Consider the following 18,213-nt stretch of genomic DNA (forward strand, 5'->3'; position numbering starts at 1 on the left):
TGGTGCTTCTTTCCCGTTCTTGTGAGCGGACCAAAGGCGGGGCAAGAACCTGCCACGCGCCATCAACCCTCATGTCAATGAATACTTGCTATTGATTTAATAGCTGCTTGCGCACGTCCCCATTGGCCTAGAGCCCGAGTAGGCAAGAAATGGCCGGCGTGAAGCCGGCTTCAGCCAGCAGCAAAGAACTTCGCTGCTGCGGCCACGGTGGCCTCTATATCCGCGTCCGTATGCGCCGAACTCACAAAGCCCGCTTCATACAGCGCCGGCGCGTAATACACCCCGCTGTCCAGCATCGCATGAAAGAAGCGATTGAACGCAGGGCTGTCGGTCGTCATGACCGTGGCGTAGTTCTGCGGCAATTGGCCGAGCAGGAAAAAGCCGAACATACCGCCTTCGCTGTCACCGCAAAACGGCACACCGGCCTTGCCGGCAGCCTGCGTGAGGCCGGTGACCAGGCTGCAGGTTCGGGCGCCCAGGGCTTCGTAAAAGCCGGGTTTGGCGATCTCGCGCAAGGTTGCCAGGCCGCAGGCGGTGGCCACGGGGTTGCCTGACAACGTGCCCGCCTGGTAGACCGGCCCCAGCGGTGCCAGTTGCTCCATCACGGCACGCGTGCCGCCAAAGGCGGCCAGCGGCATGCCGCCGCCTATCACCTTGCCCATGACCGTCATGTCGGGCTTGAAGCCGGGAATGCTGCGGGCGTAAACGCTTTGGGCGCCACCCAGCGCCACGCGAAAGCCGGTCATGACCTCGTCGAACACGAGCAGGGCACCGTGCTGCGTACACAGTTCGCGGCAGCGTTTCATGAAGGGCACGCTGGCTCGCACAAAGTTCATGTTGCCGGCAATCGGCTCGATCATCAGGCAGGCGATGTCCTTGCCGTGCAGGGCGAAGGCTTCTTCGAGCTGGGTGAGGTGGTTGTACTCGAGCACCAGGGTGTGCTGCACCACTTCGGGCGGCACGCCGGCGCTGGTCGGATTGCCGAAAGTGGCCAGGCCCGAACCGGCCTTGACCAGCAACGCATCGGCATGGCCGTGGTAGCAGCCTTCAAATTTGATGATCTTGCTGCGGCCCGTGGCGCCGCGCGCCAGGCGGATCGCGCTCATGGCCGCCTCGGTGCCAGAGCTCACCAGGCGCACCATTTCGAGCGAAGGCACAAGGCGCACAATTTCTTCGGCGAGCTCGACTTCGCGTTCGGTCGGTGCGCCGTAGGAAAAGCCTTCCAGCACGGCTTTTTGCACGGCTTCTACCACCGCCGGATGGCCGTGGCCCAGGATCATGGGACCCCAGGAACCGATGTAGTCGATATAACGCTGGCCGTCCGCATCCCAGAAGTAGGCGCCCTGTGCGCGCTGGATAAAACGGGGTGTGCCGCCTACCGCCTTGAAGGCCCGAACCGGGGAGTTGACGCCGCCGGGGATCAGTTTTTTGGCGCGCTCAAACAGCGCGTTGTTGCGGGAAAGTTCGGCGGAAAGGGGTTTGGCAGGGGGCTTAGTGTTTGGTTGTTCCATTGGGGGGCAGGTCAATTTCAGTCTTCAAAACCAGGGCGGCGTCATCGCCAGTCTCGGCATCGGCCGCTTCGTCTTCGGATTCATCGACATCAGCCTGTGCCCAGAACAGGCGGTCCGGCACGATATTGCCCATGCCGGGATGAAAGCCGGCATCCAGGCTGTGGTCCAGGTAAGTCAGTGCCTCGGAGGTGGCCGCCTGCAGGTCATGGCCGTTGGCCAGCAGTGCGCAAAGGGCCGCAGACAGCGTATCGCCTGCACCGGCAAAGACCGCCTCGAAACGTTCGAATTTCTCGCTGTAAAGCACGGCTTGCGGCGTGGCCAGCACGTTGTCGATGAACTGGTCGGGCATGGGGATTCCGGTGACCAGCGTGTAGGGAACACCCAGGTCGGCGGCGGCCTTGGCAATGTCCCGAGCCGAGGGATTGCGCTCCCCGGACCAGTCCGGCAGCAGCCAGCGCCACAGGCTGCTGTGGTTGCCGACCAACACTGTGGTTTGCGGCAGCATCAGCTCGCGAAAGGCGTCCAGATAGCTGTCGATTTCGCTTTCTTCCCACCACGACAGGTTGGGCATATAGGCGATCAGCGGCACATCGGCATAGTCCGAGGCGATCTCGGCAATGGTGCTGATGTTCTCGGGGCTGCCGACAAATCCGACCTTGATGGCGGATACCGCCATGTCTTCCAGCGCCGAGCGGGCCTGGTCGGTTACAGCCTCTTCGTCGAATGAAAAATGGTCGAAAATTTCGGCCGTGTCGCGCACATAAGCACCTGTTACAACTGCCAGCGCGTGGGCTCCGGCAGAGGTGATCGATGCAATATCCGCAGTCAGTCCGCCCGCTCCGCTGGGGTCGTTGGCGTTGAATGTCATGACGCAAGCCGGCGATGCGTCGGTATCCTCGATTTGGAGTTGTCGGCTGTCCAGTTGAGGATTTTTGGGGTTTGCCATAGGCTGCGATTTTGCCTTGTACGCGAATAAGCAACGCCGCCTCGATACAATTGTTGCATTCTATTCGAAGGCAACTTAAGCTGTGACTCAATCAATGACGTGGATGTGTTTAATTTGTGGGTGGATTTACGACGAAGCTGCCGGTGCGCCCGAACACGGGATTGCCGCCGGGACGCCATGGGCGCAAGTGCCCATGAACTGGACCTGTCCCGAATGCGGAGCCCGCAAGGAAGACTTTGAAATGGTTCAGATTTAAGCGTCTTAGGCACTTGCCTGGACAATCGCAGGCCGGCAGTTGCCGAGGGCCTGCAACATGAGGAGCATAGGCAGTGAGTATTCCCAGTTCCGGACTGAAGGTTTTGGTCATCGATGACAGCAATACCATTCGGCGCAGCGCCGAGATATTCCTGAAGCAGGGGGGGCATGAAGTATTGCTGGCCGAAGACGGGTTTGATGCCCTGTCCAAGGTCAACGACTACGAACCCAACCTGATTTTCTGCGACATTTTGATGCCCCGCCTGGATGGCTATCAAACCTGTGCGATTATCAAGCGCAACGCAAAGTTTGCTGGTGTCCCGATCGTCATGCTGTCCTCAAAAGACGGCGTTTTCGACAAGGCGCGGGGTCGTATGGTGGGTTCGCAAGACTACCTGACCAAGCCTTTTACAAAAGATCAGCTGCTGCAGACCGTACAGGATCTCGGCAGCGCTAAACAAGGAGTAGTGTGATGGCAATCAAGAAAATACTGGTAGTTGACGACTCCAAAACCGAATTGATGTTCTTGACCGATCTGCTGGTCAAAAATGGTTTCACCGTCAAAACTGCTGAAAATGCAGAAGACGCATTTCGCCGCCTGGCGGAAGACAAGCCCGAACTGATCCTGATGGATGTGGTGATGCCGGGGCAAAACGGGTTCCAGCTGACGCGCGCCATCACGCGCGACCCGTTGTACTCGGATATCCCCATCATGATGTGCACCAGCAAGAACCAGGAAACTGACCGTGTCTGGGGTATGCGGCAGGGCGCCCGCGACTACATCACCAAGCCGGTGGATGCTGATGAGCTGATGGCCAAAATCAAGGCCCTTGGCTGATTTACGGCGTAAAACCAAAGCATGGCGAACAGACAAGCACTTAGAGAGCTACAAACCCGGCTGGCCGACAGGTTGCAGATTGCGCGGACGCAAGGCGTTGCCGCGTCCTGGCTGGCCGTGGAGGCCGGCGGGAAGAAATACCTGTTTCCCCTGAGCCAATCCGGTGAGATTTTCCCTTGGGTCAGTACGCAGCCTGTTCCGTATACGCAAGCCTGGTTCGCCGGTGTTGCCAATTTGCGCGGTGGCCTGTTTGGCGTCGTGGATCTGGCGAGTTACGTCAGCGGCAAAGCACCCCCTCCCAAAAACGAACTTGCACGCACGGATTCCAGGCTTGTTGCACTCAACAGCGCCCTGGAAGTTAACTGCGCATTGCTGATCGACAAGCTGTCCGGGCTGCGCAATCAGGAGGCGTTCAGTGATTTTTCCGAAAAAGCGCCCGACGCGCCCGATTTCTTTGGCAACCAGTACGTTGACCTCAATGGTGCAACCTGGCAGGAAATCAACCTTCAGTTGCTTGCCCAGCAAGCGCATTTTTTGACGATAGGCGCATAGCGCACACTGTTTCTCTCCCGGAAGGCTCACCATGTCTGTTATTGAAAATATCCAGAAGCTATTTAAAACCAAGCCCGATCAGCCTGAGGACAGCATGGACATGGCTTCCGTCGGTACGCCAGATCCTCTTGCGACCGGAGCCATGGATCAGGCTTCGCTTCAGACCGCGGCGGTTCGGCAGCCGGGCGGTAGTGACGATGCTTTCGCGCCCAGCCGCATGGCGACCGCCGAGGACGGCGCACCTGCGGTAAATCAAGAGCTGCTGCGTCTGCCTTTATTGGGCCGCAGGACCATCGGTCAGCATCAGCGGGTGCTGGTGTTTTTCCTTGCCGTCGCGGTGGCTGTCCTGGGTACGGTGACTTTTCTGGCGCTGAGCCAGGCGGACAAAGTAGCCCAACAGGTGGCGGCTACCGGACAGTCATTGATGCAGTCGCAGCGTCTGGCGAAATCGGTGTCTCAGGCGCTGGTGGGCAGTGCCCAGGCCTTCCCTGACGTGCGTGAGAGTTCTGATGTACTGGCCAAAACCGTGCGTGGCCTGAAATCCGGTGAAGAAACTCTGCGTCTGGCGCCTGTGAGCGATGATCTGCAATCTGACGTGGAAAAGGTCACGCCTTTCATGGAGCGCGCTGAAAAGAACGCGAAAACCGTGATGGGCCAGCAAAATATTCTGACCCAGGTGGGCAACGCCCTGCGCACCATTAACCGCCAGTCTTCGGATTTGCTGGAAATTGCAGAAACTGTGTCATCACTCAAACTCCAGCAGAATGCGGCGCCGGCTGAAATTTCGGCATCCGGTCAGCTGGTGATGTTGACCCAGCGGATTGGTAAGTCTGCCAATGAGTTCCTGACCATGGAGGGCGTGAGCCCTGAAGCCGTGTTCCTGCTGGGCAAGGATTTGAACTCGTTCAAGGAAATTGCTCAGGGTTTGCAAGAAGGCAGCCCCGAGTTGCGCCTGGCCGGCTCCAAAGATCCGCAAACGCGCGAGCGGCTGGAAGCCCTGATGGCGCTCTATGAGCAAACCCGTGTGCAAGCCGGTGCCATTTTGGGTAACTTGCAGGGTCTGGTGTCTGCTCGTGAAGCGCAATCTTCGATTATTGCGGACAGCGAGCCCCTTCGCCGAGGCCTTGAGGATTTGCAGGGCAAGTTGTCGTTGCAGACCGGCCTGAGCGTTTTGTCGCTGGCCATCCTTGCGGGTGCTGCTACCTTTGCGCTATTGTGCGCAGCCGGCCTGGCCAAGCTGCAGGTGGAGGACAGCAAGCAGCGCCAGGCGGTTGCTGAAACCCAGCGACAGGAAGCTAAAGGACAGGAGCAGGACGCCAAGCGCGTCAACGACGCCAACCAGGCCGCCATTTTGCGTTTGATGAATGAGTTGCAGACAGTGGCTGAAGGTGACTTGACGCAGGAAGCGACCGTGACCGAAGACATTACCGGCGCTATCGCCGACTCGGTGAACTACACGGTTGAAGAGTTGCGGCAGCTGGTGGGTAACGTACAGAACACGGCGACCCGCGTTGCGCAAACGACGGCCCAGGTGGAAAGTACCTCGACCGAACTGCTGGCAGCGTCCACTGAGCAGCTGCGCGAGATTCGTGAAACCGGCCAGTCGGTGCTTGACATGGCATCCCGAATTAACGAGGTGTCCACGCAGGCGCAGGAATCTTCCCAGGTGGCGCGCCAATCGCTGACAGCCGCCGAATCCGGCCTGCAGGCTGTGCAGAACGCCATCGGCGGTATGAACTCCATCCGCGACCAGATTCAGGAAACCTCCAAGCGGATCAAGCGACTCGGTGAGTCCTCGCAGGAGATTGGTGAAATTACCGAACTGATTTCAGACATTACCGAACAGACCAACGTGCTGGCACTGAACGCCGCCATTCAAGCCGCGTCGGCCGGTGAAGCCGGGCGAGGCTTCTCCGTGGTTGCGGAAGAGGTGCAGCGACTGGCTGAACGTTCCGCAGATGCTACGCGCCAGATTTCGGCCCTGGTGAAAGCCATTCAGACCGACACGCAGGATGCCGTGGCCGCTATGGAACGCTCCACGCAGGGTGTGGTTGAAGGGGCCAAGCTGTCCGATAACGCGGGTACCGCGCTGACCGAGATTGACCAGGTGTCACGCCGGCTTGCTGACCTGATTGAGCAGATTTCAAACTCCGCCTCCCGCGAAGCCGCATCGGCGAACGTGGTGGCCGGCAACATTCAGCACATTTTCGCAGTGACGGAGCAAACGGGAGAAGGTACCCGTTCCACGGCACAGCAGGTGCGAGACCTTTCCCGCATGGCTGAAGAGCTGCGCCAGTCGGTGTCCCGATTCAAGATCGCCTGATGCCAGCTTGTCGTGCGCTGAACGCAGCTTTCGCCCCTGACACCGATTCCTGAACCGGCCCGTTATCTATGCAATCCAACGTCCCGAACTCAACAGCTGCCGAGCTCGACCTCGCTGTCAATGACCTGGGCCCCCTGGCCTGGGTACTTGACGAACTTCGCAAGTCACTGGACGGTGCTGCCAAAGCGCTGAAGCGTTTTGTGCGGGACGCGGAAGCCGCGCGTGGGTCCGATCTTGCGGCGCTTGATGCCAGCCAGTTGCGCATCGCACGGCAGCAACTGCATCAGGCCGTGGGCGCGCTTGAAATGGTGGGCCTTGCCGGGCCAGCGTTGGTGTTGCGGGCGATGGAAGCTGCGGTGCAGAAATTTGTGCAGCAACCTGAGCAATGCAGCCAGGACGCTGCCGGCAAAATCGAACGCGCCAGTTTTGCGCTGACCGAGTATCTGGAAGGTGTGCTGGCCGACAAGCCCGTGTCGCCCGTTTCGCTTTTCCCCCAATACCGTGATGTGCAGGAATTGGTGCGGGCCGACCGCATTCATCCGGCTGACTTGTGGCCGCTTGAGTGGCGCTGGCTGGAGCCGGAACTGGCGACGACAGCGGAGCCCCGCAATTACGATGATGGTGCTCGCGCTGTCATGGATCAATCGGTGCTTCAAATCATGAAGGGTAAGGCACCGCAGGCAGCCAAAAAAATGAAGGAGCTCAGCCTCGGATTTGCGGCCAGACAGGCGGACCGCCAACCCAGGATATTCTGGAAGATCGCGGCGGCTTATTTCGAAGCGGTCGCGCATGAGTTGCTCGGGTCGGACATCTATGTACGGCGAGCTGCATCACGAATCCTGATGCAGTATGCCTCGCTTGCCAAGGGTGATACGGGGGTATCTGATCGGCTGGCGCAGGATTTGCTCTTCTTCTGTTCACAGGCTGTTTCTCCCCGTGCCAGCGACACGCCTGCGCTTTCGGCAGTCCGGTCAGCCTATGGTCTCAACCGCTTCAAGCCGGTGGACTATGAGCTCGTTCAGTTCGGACGTTTTGATCCGGCTCTGCTCGCCCAGGCCCGCAAGCGCATCACGTCTGCGAAAGAAACCTGGTCGTCGCTTTCCGCCGGGGACGCCAATAAATTCAAGTCCGTGACGGACCAGTTCAGCCTCGTCACGGATTCTCTGCTCAAGCTTCATCCGCCCAGCGAACCACTTGCGCAGGCATTGACTCGCGCCGTGGATACGACGGTCCGGTCTGGTCAGGCCCCTGGAATAGAACTGGCCATGGAAGTGGCCACCTCCGTGCTTTACCTTGAAGCCGCTTTTGATGACCTGGATCCCAACGATCCCCAGCTGGCTGTGAGAACAGCCAATCTTGCTGAGCGGCTGGAAGGCGTCCGTGCAGGCGGTGAGCCACAGCCCCTGGAAGGCTGGATGGAAGAACTGTATCGCCGGGTCAGCGACAAGCAGACCATGGGCAGCGTAGTCGGTGAGTTGCGTGTGTCGCTGGGTGAGCTTGAAAAATCACTTGATGTGTTTTTTCGCAACCCGCAGGACAAAGTCGCGCTTCAATCCGTGCCCGGCCAGCTTTCACAAATGCGTGGCGTGCTGTCGGTACTGGGGCTTGACCAGGCCTCGCACGCCGTGCTGCGCATGCGAGACAGCGTCGAGCAGATGCTGGTCACTGAAATTGATGAACAGCTCGCGCGTGCGGCTGGAACATTCGAGCACCTCGGAAACAACCTTGGCGCCTTGAGTTTCCTTATCGACATGTTGAATTACCAGCCGGCGCTGGCAAAAAAACTGTTTGTTTATGACGCGGAAAAAGGCGAGCTCAAACCTTTGATGGGCCGTACCCAGAACGCCGCCAGTGCGGCGACCTCTGTCACGGTCAACAATGATGTGCTGTCACAGGAAGTGATTTCTGTTGTGCAGGATGCGGGTCTTGGCGAAACTGACCACAACCTCACGCTCAAACTTGACACGCTGGCCACGCATGCGGCGCTGGCCGAACAGCCTGCGCTTGCCCAAAGTGCGCGCGAAGCCGCCGTCGCTGTTTCCGGAAGCAACGCGAGTGTTGCCGCGGAGGCGCTGACGACCTTGGCATTTGCCGTAACGCCGGTGCAGGCGGCGCCTGAGAGCCCGGCCGCGTCGGATGATTTTGAAGAAGACGATCTCCGTGACATCTTTCTTGAAGAGGCACGCGAAGTTGTCGGCAACGGCCAGCAAGCTTTGGCTGCACTGGTCAATGATCCGGCCGATGTATCTCAACTCACGGTTTTGCGGCGTGCTTTTCATACGCTCAAGGGCAGTTCCCGCATGGTGGGGCTCAACGAGTTCGGCGAGGCGGCGTGGTCGCTTGAGCAGATGCTCAATAGCTGGCTGGCGGACCAGAAGGTTGCCACGGATGAATTCCGGGCTTTGTCGCTGGAAGCCATGGGCGGTTTTGCAAAGTGGATTGAAGACATTGCAGGAAATCGCGATGGCTCGTGGTCGGCGTCTACTTTCCGTGCCAGCGCCGATGCAATGCGCACCGAGGGCCGTTACAGCCCCCTGGTGACTGCCGTAGTCGATATTGCCGAGGTTCCTGTGGTCGCCGTGGCGGCAGCAATGCCAACAGCGCTGGCACCTGAGCTGGAGCTGGATTCAGGTGTTCCCGAGACTGCTGGTGCTGAACCTGTTGCCGACCCGGCCGTCGTGACGGATTTGGATTTTGACCTCATGTTTGAGTCGGAAGGTACAGCTGCGATCGCGAGCCCTGTGGAGCCTGCAGGTCCGTCTGTGGCAGAAATTGAAGGCATTGATTTCGGCAGTCTGTCCGCGGTTTCTGCGACGGCTGGTACAACACCTGCGTCAACGCAGCCCGCTGCGGCGGAGCCGTTCGCGTCCCCGGAGATGGATGCAACAGAAGCGATCGAACTGTCGGACGCGGATTTCGACAAGCACTTTCAGGCAGAGCCTGTGGCGGCCGAACAGTCGGCGCCTGTGGTTTTTGACTTCACCCCTGAGGGGCAGCAACAATTGTCGACAGCGGCCGAAGGCGCCGATCTGGCCGGGCAACCGCAACACCTGCAGGCTGCCGAAGTTCTGAAGACGGATGATGTCGATGCAACTGACAGTGTGCTGCCATTGGATGGCAATGGTGACGAACAGGTCAAGGTCATCGGTGCCTTGCGCATTGGAATTCCGCTTTACAACGTCTATCTGAATGAAGCTGATGAATGGTCACGCCGGCTTGTGACTGAAGTGGCCGAATGGGCGCTCGAGCTGAACCAGCCGGTCAGCGACTCTACCGTCGCCCTGGCCCATTCCCTCGCGGGAAGTTCCGCGACTGTCGGGTTCCATGCCCTGTCCGGAATGGCTCGGGCGCTTGAACAGGCTTTGCAGCAGTCCAGCGTTCATCACAGCAATGGCGCTGCCAGGTATGGCCAGGTATTTGTTGATGCAGCGGAAGACATCCGCCGGCTTCTGCACCAATTTGCCGCCGGGTTTCTCAAGGAGGCGGATGCAACCATCCTTGACAGGCTAAAGCAACTCGATTTCTCTGATTCGGTTTTGCCCCCGGGTAACGATTTTTCCGACTTTGACTTCTCCCCCGAATCGGTGGAGGTTGAAACGGTCTCTGTAGAGCCAGTGCGCTCACCGGAGCCAGAACCAGAAGTGATCCTGGCTCAGGCAATTGAAATGCCGGTCCCCGCTCAGGTCACGCCGGTGCCTCCCCCTGCGGCTGTCGTCTCCCCGCCTGCCCGGCTGGTAGCGACCATGGCTGCACCAGTGAACTCGAACTTCGAGGAAGACGAGGACGACGAAATCGATGCGGTCGATGCGATTGATCCCGACCTGTTCCCGATTTTTGAAGAAGAGGCTGCAGAACTCATGCCCCAGCTGGGGGGCGCACTGCGGCAGTGGTCTTCACGTCCTGATAATCAGGGCGCACGCATGGAAGTCCTGCGCGCACTTCACACGCTCAAAGGCAGCGCCCGGCTGGCAGGTGCATTGCGGCTAGGCGAAATGGCTCACCGGATTGAGTCCGAAATCGAACATCTCGGCTCTGATGCGGCTTCAACCCAGGAATTCGAACCCCTGATGACGCGTTTTGACGCCATGGAAGCGACATTTGAGGCCTTGCGCCGAGCTGATGCGGCTGCTGCGGCTGCCCCCGTCACGCTTACGCCTATTACGCCTGTTGCGCCTATTGCGGCCGTTGAGCCCGTACTGAAGTCGACCACGCAGGACAAGCCCGCCCCAATTGTGGATGCACAGGAAACTCCAGCCGAGAGCGCCGCTCCGGTTGCCGTGGGTGCGGGCCGCAAGCTCACGGTGCCTGCGCCGCAGACCATGGCCATGCAGCCGCTGCGACAGGCGGCCAACGCCTCGATCCGCGTGCGCTCCCAGTTGCTTGACCGCATGGTGAATCAGGCTGGTGAGGTCATGATCACGCGCTCCCGGCTGGAAGCCGAACTCAGCCAGCTCCGGGGCTCGCTGAACGACATGAGCGGTAACTTGAACCGCTTGCGCCAGCAGCTGCGGGACATTGAGTTGCAGGCTGAAACCCAGATGCAGTCGCGATTGGCTCAGGCCAAGGAAGCCCAGGCAGGGTTCGACCCGCTGGAGTTCGACCGCTTTACCCGCGTGCAGGAACTGACGCGAATGATGGCCGAGTCGGTGAATGACGTGGCAACCGTGCAGCGCACCTTGCAGCGCACGGTGGAAGCCACCGAAGACGACTTGATCGCTCAGGCTCGCCAGACCCGAGAGCTGCAGCGCGACTTGCTCCGTACCCGCATGGTGGAGTTCGAAGGCATCTCCGAGCGTCTGTACCGCGTGGTGCGCCAGGCTTCCAAGGAAACCGGCAAGCAGGTCCGCCTGGACTTGCTGGGCGGCACCATGGAAATGGACCGCGGCATGCTGGACCGTATGACGCCGGCCTTTGAGCACTTGCTGCGTAACTGCGTGGCCCACGGTATTGAAAGTACGCAGGTTCGCACCGATGCGGGCAAGGACCCGGTCGGCCTGATCACCGTTCACTTGCGCCAGGAAGGTAACGACGTTTCGGTTGACTTCAGCGATGACGGCGCCGGCTTGAACCTGGCACGTATTCGCGAAAAGGCCGTCAGCCTCGGGATGATCACGGCTGATCAACCGCTGGAAGACGGCGACGCCGCGAACCTGATTTTCATGCCCGGCTTCTCTACGGCCGCGCAAGTGACCGAGCTGGCAGGACGCGGCATCGGTATGGATGTGGTCCGCTCTGAAGTCAACGCGCTCGGTGGCCGGATCGAAACCTCCACCGTCGCCGGTCAGGGAACGCACTTCAAGCTGGTACTCCCGCTGACTACTGCTGTGACGCAGGTGGTGATGATCCGCTCGGGCAATCTCTCAATCGGCGTACCTGCCAACGTTGTGGAAACCGTCAGGCGCGCTTCGGCCAAAGAACTGCAGCAAGCCTATAACACCGGCACACTGGAGATTGCCGGTGAGTCGATGCCCTTCTTCTGGTCCGGCGCATTGCTGCAGGCCTCGCACCACAGCGCCGAAGCCCAGGGCAAAACCACACCGGTCGTGATCTTCCGAAGCGCCGCACAGCGCATTGCCCTGCACGTCGATGAAGTGTTGGGCAACCAGGAGGTTGTGGTCAAGAACCTGGGCCCCCAGTTGTCCCGTTTGCCTGGCCTGGCCGGTATGTCAGTGCTGGCTTCCGGTGCGGTCGTGCTGATTTACAACCCGGTTGCGCTGGCTTCCGTGTATGGCCAGCAGGCGCGCGCATGGAGTTCAGACCGGGCCGAGCCGCACATGCTTGAAGGCTCTGGCGCTACCGCGGCAACCACCGACGGCGGCAGCGGCAGCGTCGCGAAAACGACGATGTCGGCACCTGTCGCCCCGCAGATCCCGTTGATTCTTGTGGTCGATGACTCCATTACGGTTCGCCGGGTTACGCAACGCCTGCTTCAGCGTGAAGGCTACCGTGTCTCCATGGCGGCCGACGGTCTGCAAGCGCTTGAACGCCTGCAGGAAGAGCGGCCAGCCGTGGTGCTGTCAGATATCGAAATGCCGCGTATGGATGGTTTTGACCTGGCGCGCAACATCAGGGCTGACGTGCGCCTCAATAACCTGCCCATCATCATGATCACGTCCCGCATCGCCGAGAAGCACCGTGAACATGCCAAGGAGCTGGGCGTCGACCACTATCTGGGCAAACCGTTCTCTGAAGAAGAGTTGATGAGTCTGGTGCGCCACTACTGCGCCGCCGAAACCGCCGCTTCTGCCTGAGAAAAACAGCCAAATCAGGCTGTAGTCCAGGCAGAACGTGCGCAAGCAGCTCCTAAAATAATAGCAAGGCCTGAGAGTTCCTCTCAGGCCTTTTTTACGACCGCATAGCGCTGCAGCGTAAGCGCCCGCGCTTCGTCGTGCTGCACGATGGGCGTCGGGTAGTTTTGGCCCAACACCACGCCCGCGGCGGCCAGCTCCAGCGGGTTCGCTAGCCAAGGGCTGTGCAAAGCCTTGTCTGGCAGCTGTGCCAGCACCGGCAGGTATTTGCGAATAAATTTACCCGCGGCGTCGAACTTCTCGCTCTGGCTGACCGGGTTGAAGATGCGAAAATAAGGCTGCGCGTCACAACCCGTGCTTGCCGCCCACTGCCAGCCGCCGTTGTTGGCCGACAGGTCAAAGTCGTTGAGCTTTTCGGCAAAGTAACGTTCGCCCCAACGCCAGTCGATGCCAAGGTCTTTCACCAGAAAACTGGCAGTCACCATGCGCAGGCGGTTGTGCATATAGCCCGTCTGGTTGATCTGGGCCATTGCCGCGTCCACCAGCGGGTAGCCCGTCCGGCCTTCGCACCAGGCCTGGAAAAGCACTTGGGCTTTATCGCCGCTCTCCCACTGTATCGCGTCATAGTCCGGCTTGAACGCGTTGCCGACGGCGTGCGGAAAATTGGCAAGGATCTGCGCGTAAAAATCACGCCAGATCAATTCGCTGAGCCAGGTGGCGGCACCTTCATTCCCTCGCTTTGCAGCGTTTAAAGCGAACGCAGCCATGTGCCGTATCGACACTGTGCCGAACCGAAGGTGCACGCCCAGGTAGCTCGGGCCCTTGACGGCAGGGAAGTCGCGTACCTCCTTGTACTGCGCCATGCGGCCAACGAAATCCCCCAAAAGCTGGGCACCGCCTTCGCTGCCCGTGGGAATTTTCAGCGCCGTCAGGTTGTTGACCTCAAACCCCAGGTCACCCAGTGATGGGACCGGACGTCGGCTTGTCGATACGGACGCCAGGGCCGCAGCATACTTTTCGACGGGATAAGGCTTGAGATAAAAGTCGTCCACCTTCTTCAGCCAGGCATTTTTGTAAGGCGTGAACACGGTGTAAGGCTTGCCCGCCTGGGTCAGCACCTCCTGGCGTTCAAAAATAACGTGGTCCTTGAAGCTGTAAAAGCCCTTGCCCCCGGCCTCGAGCGCCGCTTGTACTGCGGCGTCGCGCGCCAGCGACCGCGGCTCGTCATCGTGATTGGCAAAGACGGCATCGGCGCCCAGCTCTGCCGCCAGCCGCACCACCGCGTCCACGGCATCGTGATGGGCCGTCAACAGGCCGACGCCTAGGCTGCCAGCCGCTGCGCCCAGCTTCTCCAGTTGACCATCCAGGCTCAGTGCCGATTCCCGTATGAATTCCACGCGGCGGTCAGTTCGAGGCAAAGCCTCCAGAATGGCTTTGTCAAAAACAAGTGCGCAATACACCTGCTTACATGACTTCAGCGCGTGGTACAGAGCGGCGTTGTCCTGAACCCGCAGGTCGCGCCTGAACCACATTAACCCCGTTTCATACTTCTTGTGCATCCGGCCATCGTAGCGAAAAGCGGCTATCCGGCCTTAGATCCCCCGCGGATTGGCGGGCGGCTGGCAGGGTGGGCTCCCCGCGCCGTCCCGTCCGGCGTAAAATCCCGCCATGGCCACGGATTCTGCATCGATCAACCTCACGCACCACTTCCTCATTGCCATGCCGGGGATGGATGATGAAGCTTTTGCCAAGAGCGTGGTGTACATGTGCGAACATAGCGACCGGGGTGCGCTGGGGCTGGTCATCAACAAGCCCAGCGATATCAATCTCAAGAACCTGTTCGACAAGGTCGAGTTGCCTCTGCGGCGCGACGACCTGACCCAGTCCCCGGTATTCCAGGGCGGCCCGGTCCAGACCGAACGGGGCTTTGTTCTCCACGAATCCATGATGCCGGGCAACGAATCGGTCTATGCCTCGACGATGACGATCCCCGGCGGCCTCGAAATGACCACCTCCAAAGACGTGCTGGAAGCGCTCTCCACGGGCGCCGGCCCGCGCAGGGTGTTTGTCTCCCTCGGATATTCGGCCTGGGGTGAAGGCCAGCTGGAATCGGAAATCTCGGACAACAGCTGGCTCACGGTCGCTGCCGACGTCGGTGTGATTTTCGACACACCGGTAGAGCAACGCTACGACAAGGCGCTCATGCTGCTGGGCCTGCAAAGCTGGATGCTCTCTCCCGAGGCCGGTCACGCATGAGCCTTGCGGCCATGCCTTCCCCTCGGGCCACTGGCCTCCAAACCTTTCTGGCTTTCGACTTCGGTCTCAAGCGCACCGGCGTTGCCACCGGCAACGTGCTGACCCGTACCGCCACCCCCCAGCCCACCATCAACGCTGAAGGTGGCGACGCCCGCCTCAAGGCCGTCGAGACGCGCATCAAGGAGTGGCAGCCCGACGCCCTCGTCGTCGGCGTGCCCTTTCACCCCGACGGTGCCAGCCACGACAATACCGCGCGGGCGCAGAAGTTCGCCCGCCAGCTTCGCGGGCGCTTCGGTCTGCAGGTCTTTGAGGTGGATGAGCGCTACAGCACCACCGAGGCACTCGCCGGCGGCGCAGTCGATGCCGACGCGGCCTCGGCCTGCATCATTCTCGAGCAGTTTTTAAGGAGTTTCCCATGAGCAGCCTGACCCTTGACGCCGAGGCGCTATACAACGACCTGCTGCGCGGCATGCGCCAGCAACTGGCGTCCTATCCCTTGCCGCCCAAGCTGGTCGGCGTGGCCTCCGGCGGCGCCTGGCTGGCACAGCGCCTGCAAAAAGACCTGGGTCTGGAGGGCGAAGCCGGCGTGCTGTCTTCCTCCATGCACCGCGACGATTTCTCGCAGCGGGGCTTGGCCTCCAGCGGCCAGACCCTGCTGCCCTTTGACGTGAACGGCGCCCACCTGGTGGTAGTCGACGACGTGCTCTACACCGGCCGCACCATCCGCGCGGTGCTCAATGAGTTGTTTGACTACGGCCGGCCCGCCAGTGTCAAGCTGGTCGTACTGGTGGACCGCGGCGGGCGCGAGCTGCCGGTGCAGCCCGACCTGGCGGTGGCGCGCGTGGCCTTGCCCGCCTCGCAGTCGCTTGAGCTGGCCCGCGCAGAGGACGGCAAGTTCAGCTTCCAGGTTCAGGGCTGATCGTCACCATCACTATTACTGCCAGGCCACCCCCAAAAAACCAAGAGACCCCAAGGAGTCCATCACATGCTGTATCGACGAAATCCGCAACTCAACAAAAACGGCGAGCTGATCCACCTGCTGTCGATTGAAGGCCTGCCCAAGGCCACCTTGACGCAGATACTCGACACCGCCGCCAACTTCGTCAGCGTCAACAACCGCGAAGTCAAAAAAGTCCCGCTGCTGCGCGGCAAGAGTGTCTTCAATCTTTTCTTTGAAAACTCCACCCGCACCCGCACCACCTTCGAAATCGCCGCCACGCGGCTGTCGGCCGATGTCATCAACCTGGACATCGCGCGCTCATCGGCCTCCAAGGGCGAGTCGCTGCTCGACACCATCGCCAACCTGAGCGCCATGGCCGCCGATCTTTTTGTGGTGCGTCACAGCGAATCGGGCGCACCCTACCTGATTGCCCAGCACGTCGCACCGCATGTGCACGTCATCAATGCCGGCGACGGTCGCCACGCGCACCCCACGCAGGGCCTGCTCGACATGTACACCATCCGGCACTACAAGAAAGATTTCAGCAAGCTCACGGTCGCCATCGTCGGTGACGTGCTGCACTCGCGCGTGGCGCGTTCCGACATCCATGCACTCACCACGCTGGGCTGCCCCGAAGTGCGCGTGGTCGGCCCCAAGACCCTCGTGCCCGCCGACATGGCGCAGATGGGCGTGCGCGTCTGCAATACGCTCGAAGAAGGTATCAAGGACGCCGACGTAATCATCATGCTCAGGCTGCAGAACGAACGCATGTCCGGCGCGCTATTGCCCAGCAGCCAGGAGTTCTTCAAGAGCTTCGGCCTCACCACCGAAAAATTGAAACTGGCCAAGTCAGACGCCATTGTCATGCACCCGGGCCCCATCAACCGCGGTGTTGAAATTGATTCCGCCGTGGTCGACGGAACGCAAAGTGTGATCCTGCCGCAAGTGACTTTTGGTATCGCGGTCCGAATGGCGGTGATGAGCATCGTCGCTGGGAATGAAGCCTGAACGCGGAGAAAAAAAGAATGAAGATACTCATCAAGAACGGCCGCGTTATCGACCCGGCTTCCAAGTTCGACGAGATCTGCGACGTGGCAATTGCCGCGGGCCGTATCGTCTCGCTCAAAGGCACGCCTGCTGATTTCGCGGCCAACAAGACGATTGATGCCACGGGCTGCATCGTCGCCCCCGGTCTGATCGACTTGTCCGCCCGCTTGCGAGAACCTGGGCACGAGCACGAAGGCATGCTCGAAAGCGAACTGGCCGCGGCCGTCGCTGGCGGCGTGACCAGCCTTGTCTGCCCGCCTGATACCGATCCGGTGCTCGACGAGCCCGGCCTCGTTGAAATGCTCAAGTTCCGCGCTGAAAAGCTGCACCAGTCGCGCGTGTTCCCGCTGGGCGCGCTGACGCGTGCTCTCAAGGGTGAGACGCTGACCGAGATGGTCGAATTGACGGAATCGGGTTGCGTGGGCTTCAGCCAGGCAGAGGTGCCGCTGGCCAACACGCAAGTCATGATGCGCGCCCTGCAATACGCCTCGACCTTCGGCTACACCGTCTGGCTGCGCCCGCAGGAGATGTACCTGGGCAGCGGCGTCGCCGCCAGCGGCCCACTGGCCACACGCCTGGGCCTGAGCGGCGTATCGGTTGCCGCTGAGACCATTGCGCTGCACACCATCTTCGAACTGGTGCGGGCCACCGGCGCGCGCGTGCACCTGTGCCGCATCAGCAGCGCCGCGGGTGTGGCTCTGGTGGCCAAGGCCAAGGCAGAAGGCCTGGCCGTGACCTGCGATGTCAGCATCAACAGCCTGCACTTGACCGACGTGGACATCGGCTACTTCGACAGCCGGATGCGGCTGGACCCGCCGCTGCGCCAGCAGCGCGACCGCGACGCCATCCGCCAGGGACTGGCCGACGGTACTATCGACGCACTGGTGTCAGACCACACGCCCGTCGACGAAGACGCCAAAACCCTGCCCTTTGCCGAGGCTGAGCCCGGCGCCACGGGGCTTGAATTGCTGCTGGGCCTGGCCTGCAAATGGGGTACTGACAGCGATGTTGGTCTGCAGCGCGCGCTGGCAGTGCTCACGAGTGAACCCGCGCGAGTGCTGGGCAACGCGCTTGGCACGCTGCAGGCCAGCGCGGGGCAGCTCGTTAAAGGCGGCGTGGCCGATATCTGCGTGTTTGACCCCACCGGTGAATGGACAGTCGAGCCCGCCGCCTTGCGCAGCCAGGGCAAGCACACACCGTTCTCGGGTCACCAGATGCCTGCGCGTGTGCGCTGGACCATCGTAGGCGGGCAGCTGGCCTATGAAGCCCCCGAAGCCTCGCACTGAGGTGCCTGCTC

Annotated in this window: 14 protein-coding genes; 11 read left to right on the plus strand and 3 right to left on the minus strand. The window is 60.7% G+C overall.

From position 1 onward, the window contains the following. Positions 1-170: 170 nt before the first annotated feature. Both hemL and thiD read right to left on the minus strand, forming a co-directional pair. The gene (gene hemL / locus AC1DY9_RS12405; protein ID WP_477666640.1) at positions 171-1,511 is read right to left on the minus strand and encodes a glutamate-1-semialdehyde 2,1-aminomutase; all 1,341 of its coding nucleotides are present in this window, start codon (positions 1,509-1,511) and stop codon (positions 171-173) included. Further along, on the minus strand, positions 1,492-2,457 hold the full coding sequence (gene thiD / locus AC1DY9_RS12410) for a bifunctional hydroxymethylpyrimidine kinase/phosphomethylpyrimidine kinase (protein WP_457281040.1): 966 nt from the start codon (positions 2,455-2,457) through the stop codon (positions 1,492-1,494). Before thiD ends, hemL begins: the two co-directional genes overlap by 20 nt. 82 nt (positions 2,458-2,539) lie before the next feature. Between thiD and AC1DY9_RS12415 the strand changes: the two genes are divergently transcribed. The 6 genes from AC1DY9_RS12415 (at position 2,540) to AC1DY9_RS12440 (ending at position 12,676) form a co-directional block, all read left to right on the plus strand. After that, positions 2,540-2,713 carry a rubredoxin gene (locus AC1DY9_RS12415; protein WP_092131853.1) on the plus strand — a complete coding sequence of 58 codons (174 nt, stop codon included), beginning with the start codon at positions 2,540-2,542 and terminating at the stop codon, positions 2,711-2,713. A 73-nt stretch (positions 2,714-2,786) separates the two neighbouring features. Continuing rightward, the gene (locus AC1DY9_RS12420; protein ID WP_457281039.1) at positions 2,787-3,185 is read left to right on the plus strand and encodes a response regulator; all 399 of its coding nucleotides are present in this window, start codon (positions 2,787-2,789) and stop codon (positions 3,183-3,185) included. Then, on the plus strand, positions 3,185-3,550 hold the full coding sequence (locus AC1DY9_RS12425) for a response regulator transcription factor (RefSeq protein WP_007864987.1): 366 nt from the start codon (positions 3,185-3,187) through the stop codon (positions 3,548-3,550). The genes AC1DY9_RS12420 and AC1DY9_RS12425 overlap by 1 nt, the downstream gene beginning before the upstream one ends. Before the next feature lie 21 nt (positions 3,551-3,571). Beyond that, positions 3,572-4,102 (plus strand): chemotaxis protein CheW, encoded by a 531-nt coding sequence (locus tag AC1DY9_RS12430; RefSeq protein WP_092131850.1) that lies wholly within the window; start codon positions 3,572-3,574, stop codon positions 4,100-4,102. A gap of 31 nt (positions 4,103-4,133) precedes the next feature. Next, positions 4,134-6,425: a methyl-accepting chemotaxis protein gene (locus AC1DY9_RS12435; RefSeq protein WP_457281038.1), complete on the plus strand. Its 2,292-nt coding sequence runs from the start codon at positions 4,134-4,136 to the stop codon at positions 6,423-6,425. A gap of 68 nt (positions 6,426-6,493) precedes the next feature. Continuing rightward, positions 6,494-12,676, plus strand: coding sequence for a hybrid sensor histidine kinase/response regulator (locus AC1DY9_RS12440; protein WP_457281037.1), 6,183 nt, complete (start codon positions 6,494-6,496; stop codon positions 12,674-12,676). Positions 12,677-12,759: 83 nt separating this feature from the next. Here AC1DY9_RS12440 and AC1DY9_RS12445 read toward each other — a convergent pair whose 3' ends face one another. Beyond that, a complete protein-coding gene (locus AC1DY9_RS12445) occupies positions 12,760-14,232 on the minus strand; it encodes a cryptochrome/photolyase family protein (RefSeq protein ID WP_457281036.1) in 1,473 nt (490 codons plus the stop codon). Positions 14,233-14,341: 109 nt separating this feature from the next. On the opposite strand from AC1DY9_RS12445, the gene AC1DY9_RS12450 reads away from it, so the two are divergent. The 5 genes from AC1DY9_RS12450 to AC1DY9_RS12470 all read left to right on the plus strand — a co-directional run bounded on the left by AC1DY9_RS12450 (position 14,342) and on the right by AC1DY9_RS12470 (position 18,202). Continuing rightward, positions 14,342-14,929: a YqgE/AlgH family protein gene (locus AC1DY9_RS12450; protein WP_457281035.1), complete on the plus strand. Its 588-nt coding sequence runs from the start codon at positions 14,342-14,344 to the stop codon at positions 14,927-14,929. Next, positions 14,926-15,348, plus strand: a complete 423-nt coding sequence (gene ruvX / locus AC1DY9_RS12455; RefSeq protein ID WP_457281034.1) for a Holliday junction resolvase RuvX — start codon at positions 14,926-14,928, stop codon at positions 15,346-15,348. Before AC1DY9_RS12450 ends, ruvX begins: the two co-directional genes overlap by 4 nt. Continuing rightward, positions 15,345-15,848 (plus strand): bifunctional pyr operon transcriptional regulator/uracil phosphoribosyltransferase PyrR, encoded by a 504-nt coding sequence (gene pyrR, locus AC1DY9_RS12460; RefSeq protein WP_457281033.1) that lies wholly within the window; start codon positions 15,345-15,347, stop codon positions 15,846-15,848. The genes ruvX and pyrR overlap by 4 nt, the downstream gene beginning before the upstream one ends. Positions 15,849-15,914: 66 nt before the next feature. Beyond that, positions 15,915-16,877 carry an aspartate carbamoyltransferase catalytic subunit gene (locus AC1DY9_RS12465; protein WP_457281032.1) on the plus strand — a complete coding sequence of 321 codons (963 nt, stop codon included), beginning with the start codon at positions 15,915-15,917 and terminating at the stop codon, positions 16,875-16,877. Between the two features lie 17 nt (positions 16,878-16,894). Continuing rightward, a complete protein-coding gene (locus AC1DY9_RS12470; RefSeq protein ID WP_457281031.1) occupies positions 16,895-18,202 on the plus strand; it encodes a dihydroorotase in 1,308 nt (435 codons plus the stop codon). The last annotated feature ends 11 nt before the right edge of the window (positions 18,203-18,213 follow it).

This window comes from Polaromonas sp. P1_F6 (assembly GCF_056405695.1).

Coding starts and splice junctions, on each gene's coding strand:
- hemL (WP_477666640.1), bottom strand. CDS start 1,511: ATGGAACAACCAAACACTAAGCCCCCTGCCAAACCCCTTTCCGCCGAA.
- thiD (WP_457281040.1), bottom strand. CDS start 2,457: ATGGCAAACCCCAAAAATCCTCAACTGGACAGCCGACAACTCCAAATC.
- AC1DY9_RS12425 (WP_007864987.1), top strand. CDS start 3,185: ATGGCAATCAAGAAAATACTGGTAGTTGACGACTCCAAAACCGAATTG.
- AC1DY9_RS12430 (WP_092131850.1), top strand. CDS start 3,572: ATGGCGAACAGACAAGCACTTAGAGAGCTACAAACCCGGCTGGCCGAC.
- AC1DY9_RS12435 (WP_457281038.1), top strand. CDS start 4,134: ATGTCTGTTATTGAAAATATCCAGAAGCTATTTAAAACCAAGCCCGAT.
- AC1DY9_RS12440 (WP_457281037.1), top strand. CDS start 6,494: ATGCAATCCAACGTCCCGAACTCAACAGCTGCCGAGCTCGACCTCGCT.
- AC1DY9_RS12445 (WP_457281036.1), bottom strand. CDS start 14,232: ATGCACAAGAAGTATGAAACGGGGTTAATGTGGTTCAGGCGCGACCTG.
- AC1DY9_RS12450 (WP_457281035.1), top strand. CDS start 14,342: ATGGCCACGGATTCTGCATCGATCAACCTCACGCACCACTTCCTCATT.
- ruvX (WP_457281034.1), top strand. CDS start 14,926: ATGAGCCTTGCGGCCATGCCTTCCCCTCGGGCCACTGGCCTCCAAACC.
- pyrR (WP_457281033.1), top strand. CDS start 15,345: ATGAGCAGCCTGACCCTTGACGCCGAGGCGCTATACAACGACCTGCTG.
- AC1DY9_RS12465 (WP_457281032.1), top strand. CDS start 15,915: ATGCTGTATCGACGAAATCCGCAACTCAACAAAAACGGCGAGCTGATC.
- AC1DY9_RS12470 (WP_457281031.1), top strand. CDS start 16,895: ATGAAGATACTCATCAAGAACGGCCGCGTTATCGACCCGGCTTCCAAG.